Source organism: Pseudomonas sp. TWRC1-2, assembly GCF_049896685.1.
GTDB lineage: Bacteria > Pseudomonadota > Gammaproteobacteria > Pseudomonadales > Pseudomonadaceae > Aquipseudomonas.
In genome coordinates this window covers 48,408-66,507 of the sequence record NZ_JAFCUU010000001.1, presented here as the reverse complement: position 1 = coordinate 66,507, position 18,100 = coordinate 48,408, and the positions used below count along the sequence as shown (strand labels likewise).

Below are 18,100 nucleotides of genomic sequence, written 5' to 3'. Positions count from 1 at the left end.
TGTTCAGTTCCTGATGGCCCAGAAGTTGAGTTCGAGCGCTGTAAATTCACCGCCTACATGGAAGGCAAACCCACCCGACTGCTCCAGCTGCGTGATGTCGCGGGCACTCAGATCCAGCATGAAATAGGTTTTGCCTGCATGAAACGGAATCTGCCGTGGCGCCACAGGCAACGGTCTGACCTTGATTCCCGCCAGGTGCAAGTTGACCAGCTCGCGTATGCGCTCCACCGGCCCGACCTTCAAATGCGAAGGCAGGCGATGGCGCAATTCCTCCGAATCACACTGAGCAGTGGCCGCCAAAATAAACGTCGCAGTGCCGAGCAATTTCAGGTCGCTCACCGGGCATACCAACACCCCGTATTGGCGTTGCTGCAACGTCAACTCGATGGCGTGTTGCTCAAGCACCATTGACAGCACGCCACGCACGCCCTCCATTAACCCGCGAAAACTTTCACCTTGGTCTTCATGTCGATAACGCACATCCAGGTGCGCACGTTTGCTGTCGTTGGCGAACGTTGACAACTCACCGAACAGCGACAGTAATGCCCGGAACAAGGCTTGCGGGCGCACGTGGGTCTGGCTCAGGCAGTGACGCAATTCCAACTCGGTACGATTGATCAATTGCAGCATCAGAAAGTCGCCGATTTCCGTACCTGCGGCGGTGCCTTCACCCCGAATACGCGCTGCAATGGCATCCCCACGGCTGGAGAGCAAGCTGATCACCTCCTTGAGGCACGACGGCAAATAGCCGTGGCCCTGAAGAAAAATGAAGGATGGAATGAAGTCGGCATCCAGGCTCACGCCGCCTGCATCGGTCGACTCCAGCACTTGAGCAACCTTGAGTTTGACGAAACTCTGCTCGCTTGGAGGGTCGCCCAGCAGCAGACGCAGGTCAGGACGCGCGCAACTGATGTGACAACGGGAGTCGACGCCGGCATTCGAATCCCCCACCTCAATGTCACACGCCAGATAGCGGGCCAGGACGTCGGTTTGCTGCTGGCGGCGAACTTCGTTCTGATTGCCGGTATCCAGCGGCAGCGCGAGATAAATCGGCTGTTTGCCGGCGTTGGCGGGCACCTGCAAGACCAGCGGCTCCATCGCCCCGCCCAACTCGAACAGACTACCGTCCGGCAATACGCCACTGGCCTGGTTGACCACCACTTTGCCGAAATTGAGGTATTGCAAATCGACTTCCAGCGTCAGAAACCCCCACGCATCAGCCCCCAGCAAGCGCGTCCGATTGAGCTGCTGATGGTAATAGCGATCGTTGTGCTGCAGATGCTGCGGCCGTAACAGCATGCCTTCCTGCCAGATGACTTTATGAACCTGCATATCACTCGGACTCCTGGCCATGCATGGACGAAGAAACGCGAATACCGGCCTGGTCCAGCACAAGATCGGCACGGGTTAACTGCTGCGGGGTAATGGGCACGACCCACCGCCATTGAACATGGGGCAGATCTCGATAGGCTGCCAACACGCCCAAGAAACGCGTGCCGGGCTCGAGCCCGAGCTTGAGCGCCAGCCGCTCACCCGGTCGCAGTTCAAGTTCCTCACTGCGCAGCCAGTCCTTGGGCAGCGACTGCTCGGCATTGCTGTACAGACTGAAGAAGTCCGCATTCTCAAACGCCACGGCGTGACGCAATTCAATCAAGTGCACCACCACCGGAGACGGCCTGCCGTGCAGGTCGGGGTTGACTTGCTCGCTGGCGGCCAGCGCCATGTCCAACTTGGTCAAGGTAGAAAACGGCGATAGGCTGCTGCAGCCGGCCAACAGGCCGAGCAAAAGCAGCGTTGTTGCAAGCGCGGCTCGAAACATAATGTTCATCCTGAATAATCGACGTGCAGGGTTGAGATCAAGCGCACCTGCTCTTCGTAAGCCTTGGCGAAGTCACTGCCCGGCAGGCGATCGGTGAACTGCTCATCCTCGAGCAAACGCTGGTAGTGACGCTGGTAAGCCCGCCAATACCCACCGTCGGTGAAAAATCGGCGCCGTTGCCCCTGGTATTCGAAGCATGTCAGCAGATGACCCGGGGCAAAGGCGCTGCGCGTAGCGCGCAGTGCATTGCGGCAGGCCGCCAGTAACGCAACCTGATGGACTTGCATATCCCGATGGGCCTGGGTGATGGCGTGTTCGGCCGGCAACTGGCCAAGATCCTCGGTGCCCAGCAGCATCGCCATTGCGGCATCGGTTTCGACGCTGTCTCTCAAAGGGCTCCGGCGCCTTTGCAGCGTCTCGAAAAGCGGCAGATTCAGCTCGCTTTTAAGCTCTTCGCAAATCCGCAGGCTTTGTTGCAGACCTTCTACCTCCATACGCAGCAGGCGCGCTGCTCTGATCGCCAACGCCTCGCGACCCGTCGTATCGAGAGTTTCCAGGCTAATACCCAGTGCTGTCGCAAACCGCCCCCAAAAAACGTCGCTGCCCGCTGCTGGCATCGCATCGGAGCGAACCGGGACGGCTTCCTGAGCGGGTTCGGCGCGTCGGGGTAACGTCAGATGGTCCCTGTTGGTCACCCGATCGTCGGCCCACGGACCCGACGTGCCGCTCCCATCTGCCAATGCCTCCAGGTCCTGCGACGTGGTCTGACGCTGCTGCTCGACGTCGAGCGCTTGAATTGGGTCCAGCGCCAGGTAGGCATCATCGGGAATCAGCCCTGTGTTGGCGTCCCATTGCTCACCGCGAGGCTGCGTCAACGCCACCAGTTTCGCCCGAATCGACAAGGTTCCCAGTTGAAAAATGTCGCCATCACTGATCAATCGCGCCTGCCCCTTGCGCAGACGTTCGGCGCTGCCGGCTACACCGATCCCGTTGCTGCTGATATCCGTCAACAGGTACTGGCCCTCACGATAGGCGACCAAGCCATGGTGGCTGGAGAGCAGACGGCTGGCGTCCGGAATCACCCAGTCACACCCGGCACCACGACCGATCACGCCGCCTGCAGCGCAAAATAGCTTGCGCGCCGTGGGTGCGCGGCTTCCGTCCTCGGTACCCAAAAGCTCAAACACAAGTTGCATGGTCAGCCTCTCCCCTTTCACTGGCCACGATTAATCGACTTGGGCTCACCCAGCGGGCGGTAATCAGCGTCGTCAAACACGTAATTGGCGCCGCAGCCACTCAGCAGACACAACACAAGCACAACGGCTTGCCACGGACGATCAGGCATCAGGTTTCTCCCACAGAAATAAGGTTGCCCTGCTCGATACGGCACAGGCGTCGGTCATGCATGGCAATGCACAAAAGCACACTTCAGCCCTCGCCTCTGGCATCGTCGAAAGGAATGTTCAGGCGCGCGAGACGATAGAGCAGCGTGCGCCGAGCAACCCCCAGTTCACGGGCAGTGCGGGTTCGATTGCCACGGTTCTTGTGCAAGCAATCAATCAGAAATACGCGCTCCACTCGCTCCATGCGCTGGCGTAGCGTCACATCAACGGCATCGGTCGCATCCGGGGCCAGTGGCAACGACAAATGCGCCGGCAGAATCACACCGTCGTCACACAGCAGCACTGCGCGTTCCACCAGACACTTGAGCTCGCGGACATTGCCGGGAAAGCCATGGCTCGACAGTTGATCAAGGGCGGTATTGGACCAATCGACAGGCGCCCGCCCCAGCGCAGCGCACGCCTTGTCGGCGAAGTGCCGCGCCAGCTGCAACACATCGCCATCGCGTTCACGCAAGGCAGGCAATTGAATCGGGAACTGTGCGAGCCGGTAATAAAGGTCTTCACGAAAACTGCCTTGCGCCACCATTGCAGCGAGGTCGCGGTGGGTCGCGGCAATGATGCGCACGTCAACCTTATGCGCGACGCTGGCGCCCAACGGGCGGATCTCACCCTCCTGCAAGACCCGCAGCAACTTGGCCTGCAATGACAGCGGCATGTCGCCGATTTCATCCAGCAGCAACGTACCGCCATGCGCGGCGTCGAACAGCCCCGCGTAGTTGCGCTCAGCACCGGTGAATGCCCCTTTGCGGTAGCCAAACAGTTCGCTCTCGAGCAAACCTTCTGGAAACGCAGCGCAATTTTGCACCACGAATGCCTGGGCACTGCGTGGCCCGGCCGTGTGAATCGCCCGCGCCACGACCTCTTTGCCGGTGCCGGTCTCACCACGCAACAGCACCGTATAAGGGGTCTGCAGGACTTTGCCGATCAGGTGGCAGGTTTCTTCCATCGCAGCGCTGTTGCCGATCAAGCCATAGGCCCCTGCAGTCGACCCACCGCGCGGTGAACGGGCAATGGCTGGCGCCGGTTGCATGCGACGCAGCATAAGCAGTTGGTTCACAGCGAAACTGCCGAATTGACCCAGCGATGGCGCGTAACCCAGCAGTGGCGTCACACGCCAGCTCGCGCACAGGAGTACGCCTGTGACCGCATTGGTGCGGTTGAACAGCGGAACACACAATAGCGCACGCCAGGGCGCCCGCGCCGCCGGCAAAAAGCCGCTGTCATAGAGGCTGCTTCCGACGTCATCGAGGCCCAGGCAACAACGCGTTCTCAGGACGTAGTGCAACAGCTGTTGGTTATTCGCTGCCGGACGTGAAGTCGGTTCGCCGCCCGGCAGCGCCTCAGGCAAATGTTGAGCAATAAGCTCGAATTGGCCGGTCACCTCATCCACCAGATACAGTTGAGTGAGCTCGCACTGGCTCAGGTGCGCAGCGCTCACAGCACATAGGCCTGGCAACGTCGTCGGGTCACTTTCCTGGCTCGCGCGCGTGAAGCCGTCCAGCAAGGCGGCGGCGTACACCAGCGGTTCGGCCACTTGGGTAAACATAGCGTTCGTCATTGGCCGAACTCACAGCTGGGCAGGCCATTGCCATCCAACCCTGCATGCACCCACGACAAGGATTCATCCGTGGCCATGGCACTCAGAACGCGATCGACCATTTGCGGCAGCAAGTAGCGCTCGATCCATTGATCGATGTACCGCGCACCACTTTCACGGTCCGCGCAGCGCTCGGCCATGTGCGCGATCAGCTCAGGGGAACACGTCAGGGCCAACTTGCGCCGAAGCAACCGCTCACCGAGGCTTGCCAGTTTGAGCCTTACCACCTCATGCAGGACTGGACCGGCAATCGGGTAATACGGCACGACACGCATCCGGGCCAGCAGGGCCGATTTGAAGTGGCTACGCAACACGGGCTGTATAGCGTCCTGCAACACCTGGGCCTCAGGCCGCCGACCGCTTTCACACAGTTCGTTGATGCAGTCGCTGCCAAGGTTGGAAGTCATCAGGATCAGCGTGTTGCGAAAATCTATTTCTCTGCCTTCACCATCGTTGGCGCGGCCCTTGTCAAAGACCTGGTAAAACAGGTTCAACACCTCGGCGTCGGCTTTCTCGACCTCGTCGAGCAGTACCACTGAATAAGGCCGCTTGCGCACAGCCTCGGTCAGGACTCCACCTTCGCCATAACCGACGTAGCCCGGTGGCGCACCGATCAAACGGGACAGCGCATGCTTCTCCTGGTATTCCGACATATTGATGGTGGTCACGAACCGCTCACCGCCATACAGAAGCTGCGCCAATGCCAGCGCTGTTTCGGTTTTGCCAACACCACTGGGGCCCACCAGCAGAAACACACCCACCGGCGCATCCGCTTTGTTGAGGCCCGCGGCAACCGCCCGCAAGGCACGATCAAGCACCTGCACGGCATGCTCTTGTCCCAGAATGCGCGTGCGCAGGGCAGCAGCAAGGCTCAATACCTTTTCGTTGGGCTCCAGCGCCAGCTGCTCAACCGGAATGCCGGTCCAGGCACTGACCACCTCGGCGATCAAACGCGGGCACACCTCAAGTTTGTCCGATGACTGGCCAGCCTGTTGAATCCGCTGCTGCTCCACTACCTGACGTTCCTGCTCGATGGCGTCCAAGCGTCGGCCCAGCGCTTGCAATGCTTGAGCATCCACCGGCAGCCCCGCCTCGGCGTCCCGGCTTAACGCCTCATGTTGCCGCGTGCCTTCCGCCCTTTCCGCGTGCAGGTTTTGCAGCGCCTCAGGGGGCATTGCCTGACGCGTGCGCACTCGTGCGCAGGCGGTGTCCAGCACATCCACGGCCTTGTCCGGCAACTGGCGGCCCGCCAGATAACGAGCGCTCAGGTGTGCCGCCGCTACGACGGCATCATCGCGGACGTAGACACCATGGCTTGCCTCATACACCGGAACCAGACCGCGCAGGATCGACACGGCTTCCTCGACACTCGGCTCACCGATCAGCACTGGCTGGAAACGTCGCGCCAACGCCGGGTCTTTCTCAATGTATTGCTTGTATTCCGACCAGGTGGTGGCCGCAATGGTGCGCAGAGCGCCTCGAGCCAACGCAGGCTTAAGCAGATTGGCCGCGTCGGAACCGCCTGCCGGGCCTCCTGCGCCGACCAGCGTATGGGCTTCATCGATAAACAGGATCACGGCCTGCGGCGAGGCGTTGACTTCATCAATCACGCCTTTGAGCCGCCGCTCGAACTCGCCCTTGAGGCTGGCACCCGCTTGCAGGAGCCCCATGTCCAGGGTCAGTACGCGAACAGCCTTGAGGGCATCGGGCACCTGCGAAGCGACAATTTTCAGCGCAAGGCCTTCGACAATCGCTGTTTTGCCTACCCCGGCCTCCCCGACCAGGATCGGGTTGTTCTTGCGGCGTCGCACAAGAATGTCAATCAGTTGCCGAATTTCACCGTCGCGACACAGCACCGGATCAATCAGACCTTCACGCGCCTGGCCTGTGAGGTCATGCGTAAAACGCTGCAACAACGATTCTGTCGCCAACGGTTCGGCCGCAGGTGCCTGGCTGGCCAGAAAATCCCGTACACGCTCTGCATCCAGGCGGCCCAGCACGGCCTGATAGCCAGCACCGGCGTACTCCAGCGGATGACGCAACAGCGCCAGCAACAGGGCGCCCTCATCCACAAAGCGTTGCCCCAGCTCGAGATGGGCAACCATCAACGCTTGTTGCAACCAATGCACCAGCGCCTGAGAGAAGACCGGATTACGGGTTGCACTCTGCTCACTTCTTGGCTGCAACGTTGCTTGCAATTCGCTCATCGGCACATCAGCGTCGGCCAGGGCCTTGGCCAGCAGGCCGCCGGGCTGCTCAAGCAAGGCAAGCAGCAGGTCTTCGACGAGTACTTCTCGGCCACCGCGGTTTACACAACGTTCCGAGGAACGCTCCAGGTCGCGACGTACCTGGGTTGACAGCGTGCGTATAAGCTGTTGCAGGTCCACATTGATCATAATCACCCGTCCCTAATGAAAGTTGCCAGCAAACGTGACCACACCGTCGGCTTGCTCATGGTCCAACCAACTGGTCCAGCCCAGGCGACAGACATTGCGCGCGCCAATATGCAGGGCTCTGATCTCACCGGCGGCAAGCACCAGGCGCAGGTCGTATTCCAACGGGTCTCGCGTGGTTAAACGCACCAGTGAACACAAGGGCTGGTAGCCCTTCCCCGTGGGCAGGAACGCGTGAAACTGCTGCCAGCTCAGCGCCAGGATATGCACCCTGAACTTCCCGCTGCGGTCGCTGACCTGATGCCCCAGCACCAGGTCCTCACCGAGTTCGCAGCGGGTGATACCGAGGCTATTGCGCTGAAAATGGGCAACCTCCACACGGCGCTCAACCCATTGTTCGATGAACACCGGGGCATGCTTGAAGTAGTACCGCAGCACGGCTTCGATCAAGGCGGCCGAATGCACGCGCAAACTCAACAGCCCCAGGTAAGGCAACAGGCGTTTGCAGTCCAATTGCGTGGTACCTCGTATCGCGTTGCCACCCAGGCCGATCAGCGCAAACATCTGCTCCGAGAACGCATCGCTCGCGCCAGTCTGGAAACACGCTCGATAGCGATATTTACGCCAGATCGGCCACACCAGCCGATGCAGTCGGTGGTGGAATAGGTCGAGGAAGTCGCGAGTGGGGTTACCGCCGGAAAGCTCGCCAAACGCCTGCTCTGCATAGAACGCTGGCAGCGGTGACCCGGCCCCGACCAAACCCAATATGTTGAGCCGCAGGCGAGCGCGTAATTGCCCGCGCTCCATAAAGAACGCCACGCGATCGATATCGTGTCCGGCAAACCCCAGACCTGGATTGGCCTGAAATTCCAACAGGTCGTACAGCGCGTCTTCATCCATCAGCGGATGAGCTTCGCGCAATCGCTCAATCACCTGCTCAATTGCCTGGAACAGTGTGTACTCACGAATGCCGCAACAGAGCGCATTCAAAGCAGGGGCTGTTGCCCCATGCGGGATGGCCATAGGTACACGTCTCCTTGTGTGCTGATGACTCGTAACTCGTGATAAGAGTTGAGGCTGGCGTAGAGCGCAAAGAACTCATTGAGGACCGAGGCGAACACAAACAGATCGCCCTGACCGAGAAACCCCTGGGGGTCGACTGTCAATTCCACACGTAGGCCGCGAATGGGTAACCCACGGTGCAGTCGGTCAACCGGCTCATGGCGAATGGACTGCAGCGCACCGAGCCTTGTCTGACTGACCTTTTGCGCCTGCCGATCGTGATAGCGCGGCAGGTCATAGGTTTCGAGAATCACTTTCAAGGCATTGATATCGGTCAACGACAGATAGTTGAGCGACATATTGCTGATCAGCTTCCACAGGAAATCCTGGTCCAGCGGCGGCGCGAAGGTCGCCGTTGGCGCGGTGATATTGCGAAACGTCAGTGATTCCGGTGCCTGCTCGCAGGGTTGGTTGATGTCGCCTGGCTGCAACTGCCGAGGCAGGTTGCAGTTGGTGCAAGTCATTTCGATCGACAACGTTTCCTGGACTTTACCTTCGCGACTGCCAAACCCCATCCAGGTGTCGAGCCCTCCATGCTGCTGCGACGAGCGCTGGCGAATGCCGTAGCTGGCCGGCGCTGTAGCTCGGTCAACCCCCCAGTCATGCTCAAAGGATTCGAACGGCACATAGGCCTGGTAACCCAATCCGCCAGGGCGCCAGCCAGTGACACTGTCGACGGAAAACACGGCGGCATTGCCCGGGGTATATTCCCCCGGCACCAGAAGGTATTCATCCTCTTTTCCATTCAGGCGAATGGGGACCGCATCATGTTTGAACAAGTTGGCAATGGGCGTGCAATACAACTTCACGTTGTCCAGCGTGGGCTGTTGCAGTGCGTGCCCGTGGGTGCGCAGTTCAAAGCGCAGCACCATGCCGCGGACCTGGCTGAGCCGTTCAGGGGCAAGTGTGTGCAGGACACTCAGCCCCTCGATATCGACAAACAGGTACTTTTCGGGAAAGGCGAAGTACTCCTGCAGATGGCGGTAACCGCGAAACGTATTCTGTGGATACGGTATCAACGCCTCGTCTTGCGAAAACCCCACCGGCTTGACCTGGGCAGCGCCCAGCCGCACCGTCATCGGTTGCCCATCGTTGCCCTTGGCCGGCACCCCTTCGCCATCCAGTAACAGCAAGTGAATGCCATCCAGATGTCGCAGCAAACTGAGGTAGAGCCCCTGGCTGATGTAGCGGTCGCCCGACAGGTGCAGTCGCAGTGAGTCAAAGGTTAACTGGCTGAAGTTACCCTCGACACTCATGTCCAGGTGCAAATCCAACCATGCCCCGTCACCCTGGCACTTGAAGTCCAGACCTGTGAGTTGCAGTGGCATGACATCAGTGGTGTAGCACGTCCTGAAGCGACACCGCTCACCCTGGATAAGAACACTTTCTACCGCCGTATCACGGGCAACCCGAACGGCGGGACCTGCACGTTTCAATGGGTCAAATTGCAGGATGCTGAAGGCGGGTATTGGCCGCATGTAATTGGGCCACAGCAAATGCATCAAGGAATGCGTCAGCTCCGGCAGCTCGTCGTCCAACTTCTGGCGCAGGCGACCGGTCAGAAACGCAAACCCCTCCAGCAATCGCTCAACATCCGGGTCCTGGCCGCTTTCAGCCAGAAACGGCGCCAGTGCGGGATTACGCTCGGCGAAACGCCGCCCGAGGTGCCGCAGGGCGCTGAGCTCGCTTTGGAAGTAACGGTTAAAGCCCATCGGCGCAGACCTCAACCCGCCCGCCATCCACCAGGCGCGCCTGGAACACAACGGGCCGTGTGACACCGTCAACAATCAGCGCGGCTTCGATCGCAAAGGCCAGGGCCAGAGGTTCAGTAGCACGCGGCAGCACCTTGACCTGTACATTTGCCAGTCGCGGCTCGTAGGCACGGATGAATCGCTCGATCAAGGCGCGTGAGCGGATCAAGGACTCGTGCAGGCTAAGCCGCATGTCATTGAGATCGGGCAAACCATAATCGGGCAGTGTCTGAACACTGCCTGCCCGGGTGCTGAGCATTTTCCCCAGGTGTGCGGCGACGGATGCCACACTGCACCGCTGGGTTGATGCATCGCCTTCGAGACGCTCGAAAAGGCTCACGTTATGGGGCATCCGCCGGCTTCTGCTCATTCTTTATCGAGCTTGCCGACCAGGGACAACGTGAAGTCAGCCCCCATGTACTTGAAATGAGGGCGCACACTCAGGTTGACCCGATACCAGCCTGGCTCTCCGTCGACATCACTGACAACAATGCGTGCTGCCCGCAATGGCCGGCGGCCGCGCACTTCGGCACTGGGGTTTTCCTGATCGGCCACGTATTGGCGAATCCACTTGTTGAGCTCCAGCTCCAGGTCCGTGCGTTCTTTCCAGGAGCCCAGTTGCTCGCGCTGCAAGACCTTGAGGTAGTGCGCCAGACGGTTGACCACCATCATGTAGGGCAATTGGGTGCCGAGCCGGTAATTGAGTTCGGCTGCCTTGCCCTCTTCACTGATGCCGAAGGTTTTGGGTTTCTGGACCGAGCTGGCCGAAAAGAACGCCGCGTTGTCACTGCCCTTGGGCATGGTCAGGGCAATAAACCCCTCTTGCGCCAGTTCGTACTCGCGCCGATCCGAAACCAGTACCTCTGTAGGAATCTTGGTTTCGATCTCGCCCATGCTCTGAAAATGATGCAATGGCAAGTCTTCTACCGCGCCGCCACTTTGCGGGCCGATAATGTTCGGGCACCAGCGAAAGCGCGCAAAACTCTCAGTCAGGCGCGTGGCAAAGGCGTAGGCAGTATTACCCCAGAGGTAGTGCTCGTGGCTGTTCACCACGTTCTCCTGGTAGGCAAAGGTTTTAACTGGGCAATCAATCGGATCGTAAGGGGTTCGCAGTAGAAAGCGTGGCACAGTGAGGCCGATATAGCGGGCATCTTCGCTCTGACGAAAACCTTGCCATTTGGCAAACTGCGGGCCTTCGAAATGATCCCTGAGATCCTTGAGGTCAGGTAATCCAGTAAAGCTTTCCAATCCGAAAAAAGCCGGCCCCGCAGCAGCGATAAAGGGTGCGTGGGCCATGCAGGCAACGCTTGAAGCGTATTGCATCAACTTCACATCAGGCGCACTGGGTGAAAGGAAGTAATTGGCGATGATCGCGCCCACCGGTTGGCCACCAAATTGTCCGTACTCAGCGCTGTAGATATGCTTGTACAGCCCGGACTGGGTAATTTCCGGCGAGTCTTCAAAGTCATCCAGCAGGTCTTGACGCGAGACATTGAGCAGCTCGATCTTGATGTTTTCTCGAAAATTGGTGCGGTCGATCAGCAACTGCAGGCCTCTCCAGGAAGCCTCCAGCGCCTGGAAATCCGGATGATGAAGAATCTCGTCCATTTGCTGGCTGAGCTTGGTATCAATCTCGGCGATCATCCGGTCGACCAGGCGTTTCTTCACTGGCTCAGCGCTGTTATGGGGTTTGAGCAACTCTTCGATGAAGGCCGACACGCCGCGCTTGGCAATGCCGTAGGCCTCGTCATCGGCGCTCAATAATGTCTGGGCGATGATAGTGTCGAGGATGCTGTACTCGCCGCCAGCCTGGGCCGGCTGCAGGTTCTGTTGAGTGGTCGTCATGGTGTCAGTGTCCTTTTACTGAAGGGTTCAGGTGGTCGGGCCGCTCAGCCCCAGCTCGGCGAGTACGCGCGCACGAGACTCGTCATCGGCCAGCGCCTGCTCAATGGCTTTGCGAAAGCTTGGCGTGTTACCCAGCGGCCCCTTGAGTGCCATCAACGCCTCACGCAACGCCATCAACTTTTGCAATTCGGGTATTTGTTCAACCAGGTTTGCGGGGTTGAAGTCCTTCATCGCGTTAATCCGAACCTCGACGGACAGCTCCTCGATGCCACCCTCCTCCTGCAATCGATTCGGAACGCTCAATGTCAAGCTCAGAGCTTGTTTGGCCAACACCTCGTCAAGGGTGTTTTTGTCGATACCAATGGGCTTTCGATCCTCAAGTTTGCGCAGATCTTCGCGCTGGCTGAAATCGCCCAGCACCAGTAACTTCAGTGGCAGTTCGACTTCCTCCTGCACACCGCCAATGGCAGGTTTGAAGGTGATATTGATACGTTCCTTGGGTGCTACCGAACCGTCTTTGAGCATGGTGTTTCTCCTTTTTCGGTGGGCTCGCGAGCCTAATCAAGCACCGCTTCAAGATCGAAGTGGCACAACCTGCGATGGGTGACTTCCTTGCGCTCGCGCACGGCATGGTCTTGTGGCAAAAGGTCATAACAGCGATACAGGAGCCGGGAGACTTGAAAGGCCAGTTCTGGCTCCCAGCGCTCCAGGCCCGCCTGTTGTAATTCAAGGTCCAGTTGTTCGAGCTGGATCCTGCCCAGTTCGTGTTTGCCTGCTCGTATGCACAATCTGGCCAGCGCCAATCGCCAATGAAAGCGGGTCCGGTCGCCGCGGGCGGCGTGCAGTCCTTCTTTGAGCGTGGCAATCGCCGCCTTCAGGCCCTCTTTGCGCAGCCTGGACATAACGGCCTGCAAGGCCGTCTCCCAGGGCTCGTTTCCGGCATCGATGACGGCGGTTGAAGGCTCGGCTTTATGTACGTGGCGAAGGACGTGGAGCGTGATCCAATCACACGTCGCGGGGTCGGCAAATGGGGTGCCGTCATCAAACCTGAACTCCGGCAGACTCGGCAGGCGCTGCAACAACAACGCAAAATTCATTTCCAGCTCGGTCATGGCCCACTCTGCCTGCAGGGCTTCGAGGCACTCCCAGGCCATACGCAACCCGTCAAACCAGAACAACGCACCGGCCAGGCTCGCTTCAAGCTCAAGCAAAAGGTCGGCGTGATGACCTTGGGTCAGACGGTTCTGGTAGCGTTTGAGTTTGTCGTGAGGAAGCCCGCGCAAAGCGGTTATTCGCTCACTGTTGGCGTCGGGATAGTTGGTAAGCGCCAGCCAGGCCAGGGTGCGGCTCAGGCGCAAGGCACGCAGATCAGTGGCACTCTGGCGCAGCCACCAGGCGCACAGTGGCCGAGCCTGTTCCTGCAATGCCCGCAACAGTTTTTGCGCGTCTTTTTCGTTGTTGACCGGCTGTTCAGGCCTCAGCAGCTGCGTTGCCACCTGCTTGACCTGAGCGATGGCACCCGCAACACCACGCGGCTCGGAACCGCCCTGCAGGGCAAGCGCCAAACGCTCCGACAGTTGCCTGCGGATCGGTAACAACAAGGGCGCGTCGTCCCCCAGATGTTCACGCCACAGCTCGTCGAGACTTTTCAGGTGCTCCAAAAGCGCCTGAAACAATGGCACTTGATCGGTAAGTGAAAGATGCTTCGTGAACAGGGGGTCAAGCCGCAACACCAGCCAACCAAACGCAGCCATACGCGTACGTGATTTAGCAGGGTAGACAATCGCCCAGTGATGCTTGCACAGATGAAGCAGTACGCCGAGGCCCGCCAGAAGCCCGGGGAATGAATCGCGCTGGTGCAACGCCCAGGTCAACCAGACGGCGACGCGCAGATCCTTGGAGTGCTCACGCAAAACCCGCTCGCCGAGCTCGCTGACGCGCTGCCAATCCGGCAAGCCTGCACCATGTATCGAATGTGCCTTGCCGAGTTCGGACTCCAGGGCTTCATACTCACTCGAAAAACGCATATCACAGCCGGCAAAGCCCCCTGACGAACAGGGTAAGCGCGCAAGTTCAAGGTGATAAGCGTAGAGCGTGTCTGAATAAACCATTCCGGTCCGCACATAACTGTTCAAGGCAAGGGCGACAAACTAACCGCAATCCACATACGCATTAGAAGGCCAATTAATCTTCGTCCAGCACGTGACGAAGTAGGCGAACCTTAGCCATACAAGAATCAATCATCAAGCGGTGAGCCCGCACTTAAGCAATTTCCTACAAAACCAATAAAAACGGGCCTGCGCAGCTATTTGCGCACTTCACGCGCAGTGATAAAACCGAATACCTTGCGCACCCGTGTACTCATTAATAAAACAGCATGAGCAACTAACTGCGCACACTCGCGCAAACATCGACACGAAAATAAGCGCCAACCGACGACAACTTTTATATATTTAAACTAACAACTCCCCCAACCCCTTTATTCCATTGGCTCTCATTATTTCAGGCACGCTTTTTGTTATAGGCAATTGCCCGCTGGCAAACACGCCGTCGGAATTACCTACTCAATCAGGCAAGGAAACCAGTCATGCCAACACCCGCGTACCTCACTATCACCGGTGTCAAGCAAGGCTTGATCACGGCAGGCACATTTACTCAGGACTCGGTAGGCAATATTTATCAGGAAGGTCATGAGGATCAGATCCTCGTGCAGGCGTTTGCCCACCAGGTGATCATTCCCCGCGACCCACAATCGGGCCAGCCGACCGGCCAAAGGGTTCATAAGCCTCTGATGGTCAGCAAGGTCTTCGACAAGTCCTCACCGCTGCTCTTCAGCGCGCTGACCACGGGTGAAGAAGTGTCATGTCGACTGGAATGGTTCCGTACCTCCTCGGCTGGCACCCAGGAGCATTACTTCACCACCGAACTGGAAGGCGCAACCATCGTGGACATTCAATCGCGGATGCCCAACTGCCAGGACCCGGACAACGCTCATTTCACCCATTTGGAGGATGTGTATTTCACTTACCGCAAGATCGTCTGGACCCACGAAGTCGCCGGTACTTCAGGCTCGGACGACTGGCGTAGTCCGGTAGCCGGCTAACATCGGGTCAGGCAGAAGCGGCCGCCAGGGACGGCGCCGCGCCTGCTTGGTTGGCTAGACCATTGCCAGCGGATGCTTGCGCTTGGGTGCGCCGAACACGCGGTCGATCGCGTCCAGATCGTGCTCATCGAGCTTGAGGTTCGCGGCACCGGCGTTGAGCCGCACATGCTCGGGCGTAACAGCCTTGGGAATTGCGATCACGCCGTCCTGACGCAACACCCAGGCGAGGGATACTTGAGCGGGCGTGACCTCATGGCGACGGGCGATCTGCTTGAGCGTCGGGCTGGACAACAACTCACCCCCCTGGGCGATCGGGCAGTAAGCCATCAGCGGCAAATGGTGCTGTTGCCACCATGGCAGCAAGTCGAACTCGATACCGCGCTCTTCGATGTTGTAGAGCACTTGGTTGGTTGCACACGCCGGGGATGCAAGTTCCTGCAGGTCTGCCACGTCAAAATTGGAGACGCCCCAACGGCCGATCTTGCCGGCCTGACGTAATGTTTCGAAGGCTTCGACGGTTTCTTCGAGGGGATACTGGCCCCGCCAGTGCAACAGATACAGGTCGATGTAATCGGTACCCAGGCGCTGCAGGCTGGCTTCGCAGGCACGGGGCACGCCCTTGCGACTGGCATTGTGCGGATAGACCTTGCTGACGAGGAACACCTGATCACGTTTACCGCGAATGGCTTCGCCGACCACTTCCTCGGCCCCGCCTTCGCCATACATTTCGGCGGTATCGATCAGAGTCATGCCCTCGTCGATACCCAACTGCAACGCGGCGACCTCGGCGCTGCGCCGGTCCGGGTTTTCGCCCATGCGCCAGGTCCCTTGGCCGATGACAGGGACGGGAACGCCGGCCAGATCGATGGTGCGCATGACAACCTCCTGATGAGTTCGCGGATTAACAATGTGGCATTGGGCGGACAAAAGGGTTCAATCGAAGTATGGTTGCCCTCTGAAAAGTCGCCAGGAAGGACCTGCAATGCTGTTTGTCGTGATGCTCGGGGGCAAGCACCCGCGGGCCAGAATTGAAGTTCACGATGTGGTGTTCGCTGTAGCGAACACACTGCAAGACACCTACCCGCAATTGCGCGATGGTTGGTTTGGCAGCCCCAAGGGTGTGCACATCGACTCCTGGATGGCAGTGGATGGCGTTGATGGCTGGAAAGTTGAACTCAGCCACCTGGCCCCGCCTGCCGGCGCGCACCATCTGTACTTCATCAACTTGGGCGGCTACGAAGCCAACGCTTTTGGCGAAGCCCATCACTATTTGCTGGTGGTCGCCCGCGACAAAAAGGAAGCGAAGAGCAAGGGGAAACAGCAGATGCTGCGCCATTGGTCCCAGGCCCATACCGACGGCGTGATGGATATTGACGACTGCCTGCCTATCGACCTGGTCGACGGTCGCTACCTGCACCTGGTGCAAGGTTCGCACAGGCCAATCGTGCAACAGAACGACTACATCGTCCTGCCCTGAGTTATCCCTACCCGAACGGGGTATGGCGCCCACCCTCGACCTGCCTGACAGTGCAATCAGTCCCCGACCTGATAACACGCACAACTCAAGGTGGGTCCGCCATGCATAAAGCCTTTATCGCCCTGTTCAGCGCCGTATTGCCGGGCGCGCCGCTGATCGTGGCACACCACAGTTTCCCGCAGGCAGCGCAGGAAAAAGCCCGCTGGTTGAAACGCTACGCCGCGTTTGCCGTGGACTCCGGCGTGCCCGCGGCGGATGCCGAGCGGGCGATAGCGGCGATCAGCGCACAGTTGCCGGTGCTGTCTCCCGAGGAGGACGCTGCCTTGATCAGCCGAGCCGGCTTCGAAGGCGTGGAGCTGTTCTATGCCGGCTTCAGTTTCAAGGGCTGGGTGGGCTACAAGCCGCGCTAACGGCTTACCAACTGCCCGACGCACCACCGCCACCACTGGAACCACCGCCGCCGGACGAGCTGCTGCTGGAGCTGGAACCGGAGCTGCCGGAGCTCGAACCAGACCCTTCGCCCGACCCCGAGCCGCCATCGGAAATGCTCTGGATAAACACAATGAACGCCACGACCGAGGCCGCCGGTATCGCCAGGATCCAGCCCTGGTAGCCGTGCCCCAGCATAAAACCGACCGCCACATAAACCGCCGCGACGGCCAACGCACGCACGAGAAAAAAGCGTGGTTTGGTCTTCCAGGACTCGCGGATGACGAAGAACAGCCCCACGTACAACGCCAGCACCAAGGCGCCGCCAAACGGCAACGCCAGCCAGTGTACGAAGTTGACCGCCACAAAGTGGTCCACCACCAGCAACCCGACGATATACGCCAGCGCGCCCACCACGCAGTAAAACACCGCGCGCGCCAGCCACAGGGCGCCGAACGTGGCGCCGCCGATCAGCAGGGTCAGCGCAAGTACCAGCAGGTATAGCGGCCACTCATGACCGCCGGCATAAATCGTCAGCAACACCGTCACCACGACGGTGGCGATCAGCGCACCGCGCCAGTGCAGCTTGCCGGCAGCGATCAGCACACCGCCGATGCCGCCCGCGATAAATGCCAGCAGTACTGCGATGATCTGCGGGTTAACCTGCGGCGCGGCCTGCTTTGGCAGGTCGCCGCCGTCCACCAGCACAGTCAAGTCATTGACCGCTTGTTGCACGCCGCCCGCGTAGTCGCCCTGGCGAAACGCCGGCGTGATGTGTTCTTCGATGATGCGATGGGCCAACAGATCGGTGACCGTGCCTTCCAGGCCATAGCCCACCTCGATGCGTACCGTATGGTCGTCTTTCGCCACCACCAGCAGGATGCCGTCGTTGACGTCCTTGCGCCCCAGCTTCCAGGCGCGGAACAGTTGATTGGCGTAATCCTCGATACTCGCGCCGCCGGTAGTGGGCACCAGCAGTACCGCGACTTGCGCGCCTTTGCGCTGTTCAAGGGCGGCGAGTTGGTCTTTGAGGCGCGTGGTGATGCTGGCGTCGAGGGTATTGGTGAGGTCGATCACCCGCTGGTCGAGGGCGACGCCGATGGGCGACGTCTGCGCCTGGGCAGTGCTCAGCAGGCCGATGAACATCAGCGCCAGTAGACTCAACACGGATTGCCGCAGCATCGCCATCATGTTTGATACCTGAAGTTTCATCCTGAAGGC

At 59.4% G+C, this 18,100-nt stretch carries 16 protein-coding genes and 1 pseudogene; 3 read left to right on the top strand and 14 right to left on the bottom strand.

What is annotated here, in order from left to right:
- Positions 1–3 precede the first annotated feature (3 nt).
- The 12 genes from tssK to tssA form a co-directional block, all read right to left on the bottom strand.
- Positions 4–1,332: a type VI secretion system baseplate subunit TssK gene (gene tssK, locus ACP7B3_RS00370; protein ID WP_426177161.1), complete on the bottom strand. Its 1,329-nt coding sequence runs from the start codon at positions 1,330–1,332 to the stop codon at positions 4–6.
- Position 1,333: 1 nt separating this feature from the next.
- Positions 1,334–1,819, bottom strand: a complete 486-nt coding sequence (gene tssJ, locus ACP7B3_RS00365) for a type VI secretion system lipoprotein TssJ (RefSeq protein ID WP_262208652.1) — start codon at positions 1,817–1,819, stop codon at positions 1,334–1,336.
- A gap of 5 nt (positions 1,820–1,824) precedes the next feature.
- Positions 1,825–3,015: a type VI secretion system-associated FHA domain protein TagH gene (tagH, locus tag ACP7B3_RS00360; protein ID WP_426177159.1), complete on the bottom strand. Its 1,191-nt coding sequence runs from the start codon at positions 3,013–3,015 to the stop codon at positions 1,825–1,827.
- 17 nt (positions 3,016–3,032) lie between these two features.
- The gene (locus ACP7B3_RS00355) at positions 3,033–3,164 is read right to left on the bottom strand and encodes a type VI secretion protein (RefSeq protein WP_426177157.1); all 132 of its coding nucleotides are present in this window, start codon (positions 3,162–3,164) and stop codon (positions 3,033–3,035) included.
- An 83-nt stretch (positions 3,165–3,247) separates the two neighbouring features.
- On the bottom strand, positions 3,248–4,780 hold the full coding sequence (locus ACP7B3_RS00350) for a sigma-54 interaction domain-containing protein (protein WP_426177155.1): 1,533 nt from the start codon (positions 4,778–4,780) through the stop codon (positions 3,248–3,250).
- Positions 4,777–7,215 (bottom strand): AAA family ATPase, encoded by a 2,439-nt coding sequence (locus ACP7B3_RS00345; protein ID WP_426177153.1) that lies wholly within the window; start codon positions 7,213–7,215, stop codon positions 4,777–4,779. The genes ACP7B3_RS00350 and ACP7B3_RS00345 overlap by 4 nt, the downstream gene beginning before the upstream one ends.
- Before the next feature lie 12 nt (positions 7,216–7,227).
- Positions 7,228–8,235: a type VI secretion system baseplate subunit TssG gene (tssG, locus tag ACP7B3_RS00340; RefSeq protein WP_426177151.1), complete on the bottom strand. Its 1,008-nt coding sequence runs from the start codon at positions 8,233–8,235 to the stop codon at positions 7,228–7,230.
- A complete protein-coding gene (gene tssF / locus ACP7B3_RS00335; RefSeq protein ID WP_426177146.1) occupies positions 8,199–9,986 on the bottom strand; it encodes a type VI secretion system baseplate subunit TssF in 1,788 nt (595 codons plus the stop codon). Before tssF ends, tssG begins: the two co-directional genes overlap by 37 nt.
- Complete coding sequence (gene tssE, locus ACP7B3_RS00330) at positions 9,976–10,377, bottom strand: type VI secretion system baseplate subunit TssE (RefSeq protein WP_242197316.1); 402 nt, start codon at positions 10,375–10,377, stop codon at positions 9,976–9,978. Before tssE ends, tssF begins: the two co-directional genes overlap by 11 nt.
- A 14-nt stretch (positions 10,378–10,391) precedes the next feature.
- On the bottom strand, positions 10,392–11,870 hold the full coding sequence (tssC, locus tag ACP7B3_RS00325) for a type VI secretion system contractile sheath large subunit (RefSeq protein ID WP_426177143.1): 1,479 nt from the start codon (positions 11,868–11,870) through the stop codon (positions 10,392–10,394).
- 27 nt (positions 11,871–11,897) lie between these two features.
- Entirely contained in the window at positions 11,898–12,395 is a 498-nt protein-coding gene (gene tssB / locus ACP7B3_RS00320; protein WP_369302351.1) for a type VI secretion system contractile sheath small subunit, read from the bottom strand.
- A gap of 32 nt (positions 12,396–12,427) precedes the next feature.
- Positions 12,428–13,981 (bottom strand): type VI secretion system protein TssA, encoded by a 1,554-nt coding sequence (gene tssA / locus ACP7B3_RS00315; RefSeq protein WP_426177140.1) that lies wholly within the window; start codon positions 13,979–13,981, stop codon positions 12,428–12,430.
- A 476-nt stretch (positions 13,982–14,457) separates the two neighbouring features.
- Here tssA and ACP7B3_RS00310 point away from each other — a divergent pair, with 476 nt between their 5' ends.
- Positions 14,458–14,973, top strand: a complete 516-nt coding sequence (locus tag ACP7B3_RS00310) for an Hcp family type VI secretion system effector (RefSeq protein ID WP_106577823.1) — start codon at positions 14,458–14,460, stop codon at positions 14,971–14,973.
- Positions 14,974–15,027: 54 nt separating this feature from the next.
- Here ACP7B3_RS00310 and ACP7B3_RS00305 read toward each other — a convergent pair whose 3' ends face one another.
- Positions 15,028–15,849 carry an aldo/keto reductase gene (locus ACP7B3_RS00305; protein ID WP_145164470.1) on the bottom strand — a complete coding sequence of 274 codons (822 nt, stop codon included), beginning with the start codon at positions 15,847–15,849 and terminating at the stop codon, positions 15,028–15,030.
- Between the two features lie 106 nt (positions 15,850–15,955).
- Between ACP7B3_RS00305 and ACP7B3_RS00300 the strand changes: the two genes are divergently transcribed.
- Both ACP7B3_RS00300 and ACP7B3_RS00295 read left to right on the top strand, forming a co-directional pair.
- Positions 15,956–16,450 carry a DUF1543 domain-containing protein gene (locus ACP7B3_RS00300; RefSeq protein ID WP_145164472.1) on the top strand — a complete coding sequence of 165 codons (495 nt, stop codon included), beginning with the start codon at positions 15,956–15,958 and terminating at the stop codon, positions 16,448–16,450.
- 119 nt (positions 16,451–16,569) lie between these two features.
- Positions 16,570–16,860: pseudogene (locus ACP7B3_RS00295) on the top strand (methyltransferase); the annotation flags it as partial.
- A 4-nt stretch (positions 16,861–16,864) separates the two neighbouring features.
- Here the strand turns inward: ACP7B3_RS00295 and ACP7B3_RS00290 are convergent.
- On the bottom strand, positions 16,865–18,070 hold the full coding sequence (locus ACP7B3_RS00290; RefSeq protein ID WP_426177137.1) for a TPM domain-containing protein: 1,206 nt from the start codon (positions 18,068–18,070) through the stop codon (positions 16,865–16,867).
- Positions 18,071–18,100: the final 30 nt, after the last annotated feature.

Excerpts from the sequence above, each read along its gene's own strand:
- tssK (WP_426177161.1), bottom strand. The coding sequence starts at position 1,332 with ATGCAGGTTCATAAAGTCATCTGGCAGGAAGGCATGCTGTTACGGCCG.
- tssJ (WP_262208652.1), bottom strand. The coding sequence starts at position 1,819 with ATGTTTCGAGCCGCGCTTGCAACAACGCTGCTTTTGCTCGGCCTGTTG.
- tagH (WP_426177159.1), bottom strand. The coding sequence starts at position 3,015 with ATGCAACTTGTGTTTGAGCTTTTGGGTACCGAGGACGGAAGCCGCGCA.
- ACP7B3_RS00355 (WP_426177157.1), bottom strand. The coding sequence starts at position 3,164 with ATGCCTGATCGTCCGTGGCAAGCCGTTGTGCTTGTGTTGTGTCTGCTG.
- ACP7B3_RS00350 (WP_426177155.1), bottom strand. The coding sequence starts at position 4,780 with ATGACGAACGCTATGTTTACCCAAGTGGCCGAACCGCTGGTGTACGCC.
- ACP7B3_RS00345 (WP_426177153.1), bottom strand. The coding sequence starts at position 7,215 with ATGATCAATGTGGACCTGCAACAGCTTATACGCACGCTGTCAACCCAG.
- tssG (WP_426177151.1), bottom strand. The coding sequence starts at position 8,235 with ATGGCCATCCCGCATGGGGCAACAGCCCCTGCTTTGAATGCGCTCTGT.
- tssF (WP_426177146.1), bottom strand. The coding sequence starts at position 9,986 with ATGGGCTTTAACCGTTACTTCCAAAGCGAGCTCAGCGCCCTGCGGCAC.
- tssE (WP_242197316.1), bottom strand. The coding sequence starts at position 10,377 with ATGCCCCATAACGTGAGCCTTTTCGAGCGTCTCGAAGGCGATGCATCA.
- tssC (WP_426177143.1), bottom strand. The coding sequence starts at position 11,870 with ATGACGACCACTCAACAGAACCTGCAGCCGGCCCAGGCTGGCGGCGAG.
- tssB (WP_369302351.1), bottom strand. The coding sequence starts at position 12,395 with ATGCTCAAAGACGGTTCGGTAGCACCCAAGGAACGTATCAATATCACC.
- tssA (WP_426177140.1), bottom strand. The coding sequence starts at position 13,981 with ATGGTTTATTCAGACACGCTCTACGCTTATCACCTTGAACTTGCGCGC.
- ACP7B3_RS00310 (WP_106577823.1), top strand. The coding sequence starts at position 14,458 with ATGCCAACACCCGCGTACCTCACTATCACCGGTGTCAAGCAAGGCTTG.
- ACP7B3_RS00305 (WP_145164470.1), bottom strand. The coding sequence starts at position 15,849 with ATGCGCACCATCGATCTGGCCGGCGTTCCCGTCCCTGTCATCGGCCAA.
- ACP7B3_RS00300 (WP_145164472.1), top strand. The coding sequence starts at position 15,956 with ATGCTGTTTGTCGTGATGCTCGGGGGCAAGCACCCGCGGGCCAGAATT.
- ACP7B3_RS00290 (WP_426177137.1), bottom strand. The coding sequence starts at position 18,070 with ATGATGGCGATGCTGCGGCAATCCGTGTTGAGTCTACTGGCGCTGATG.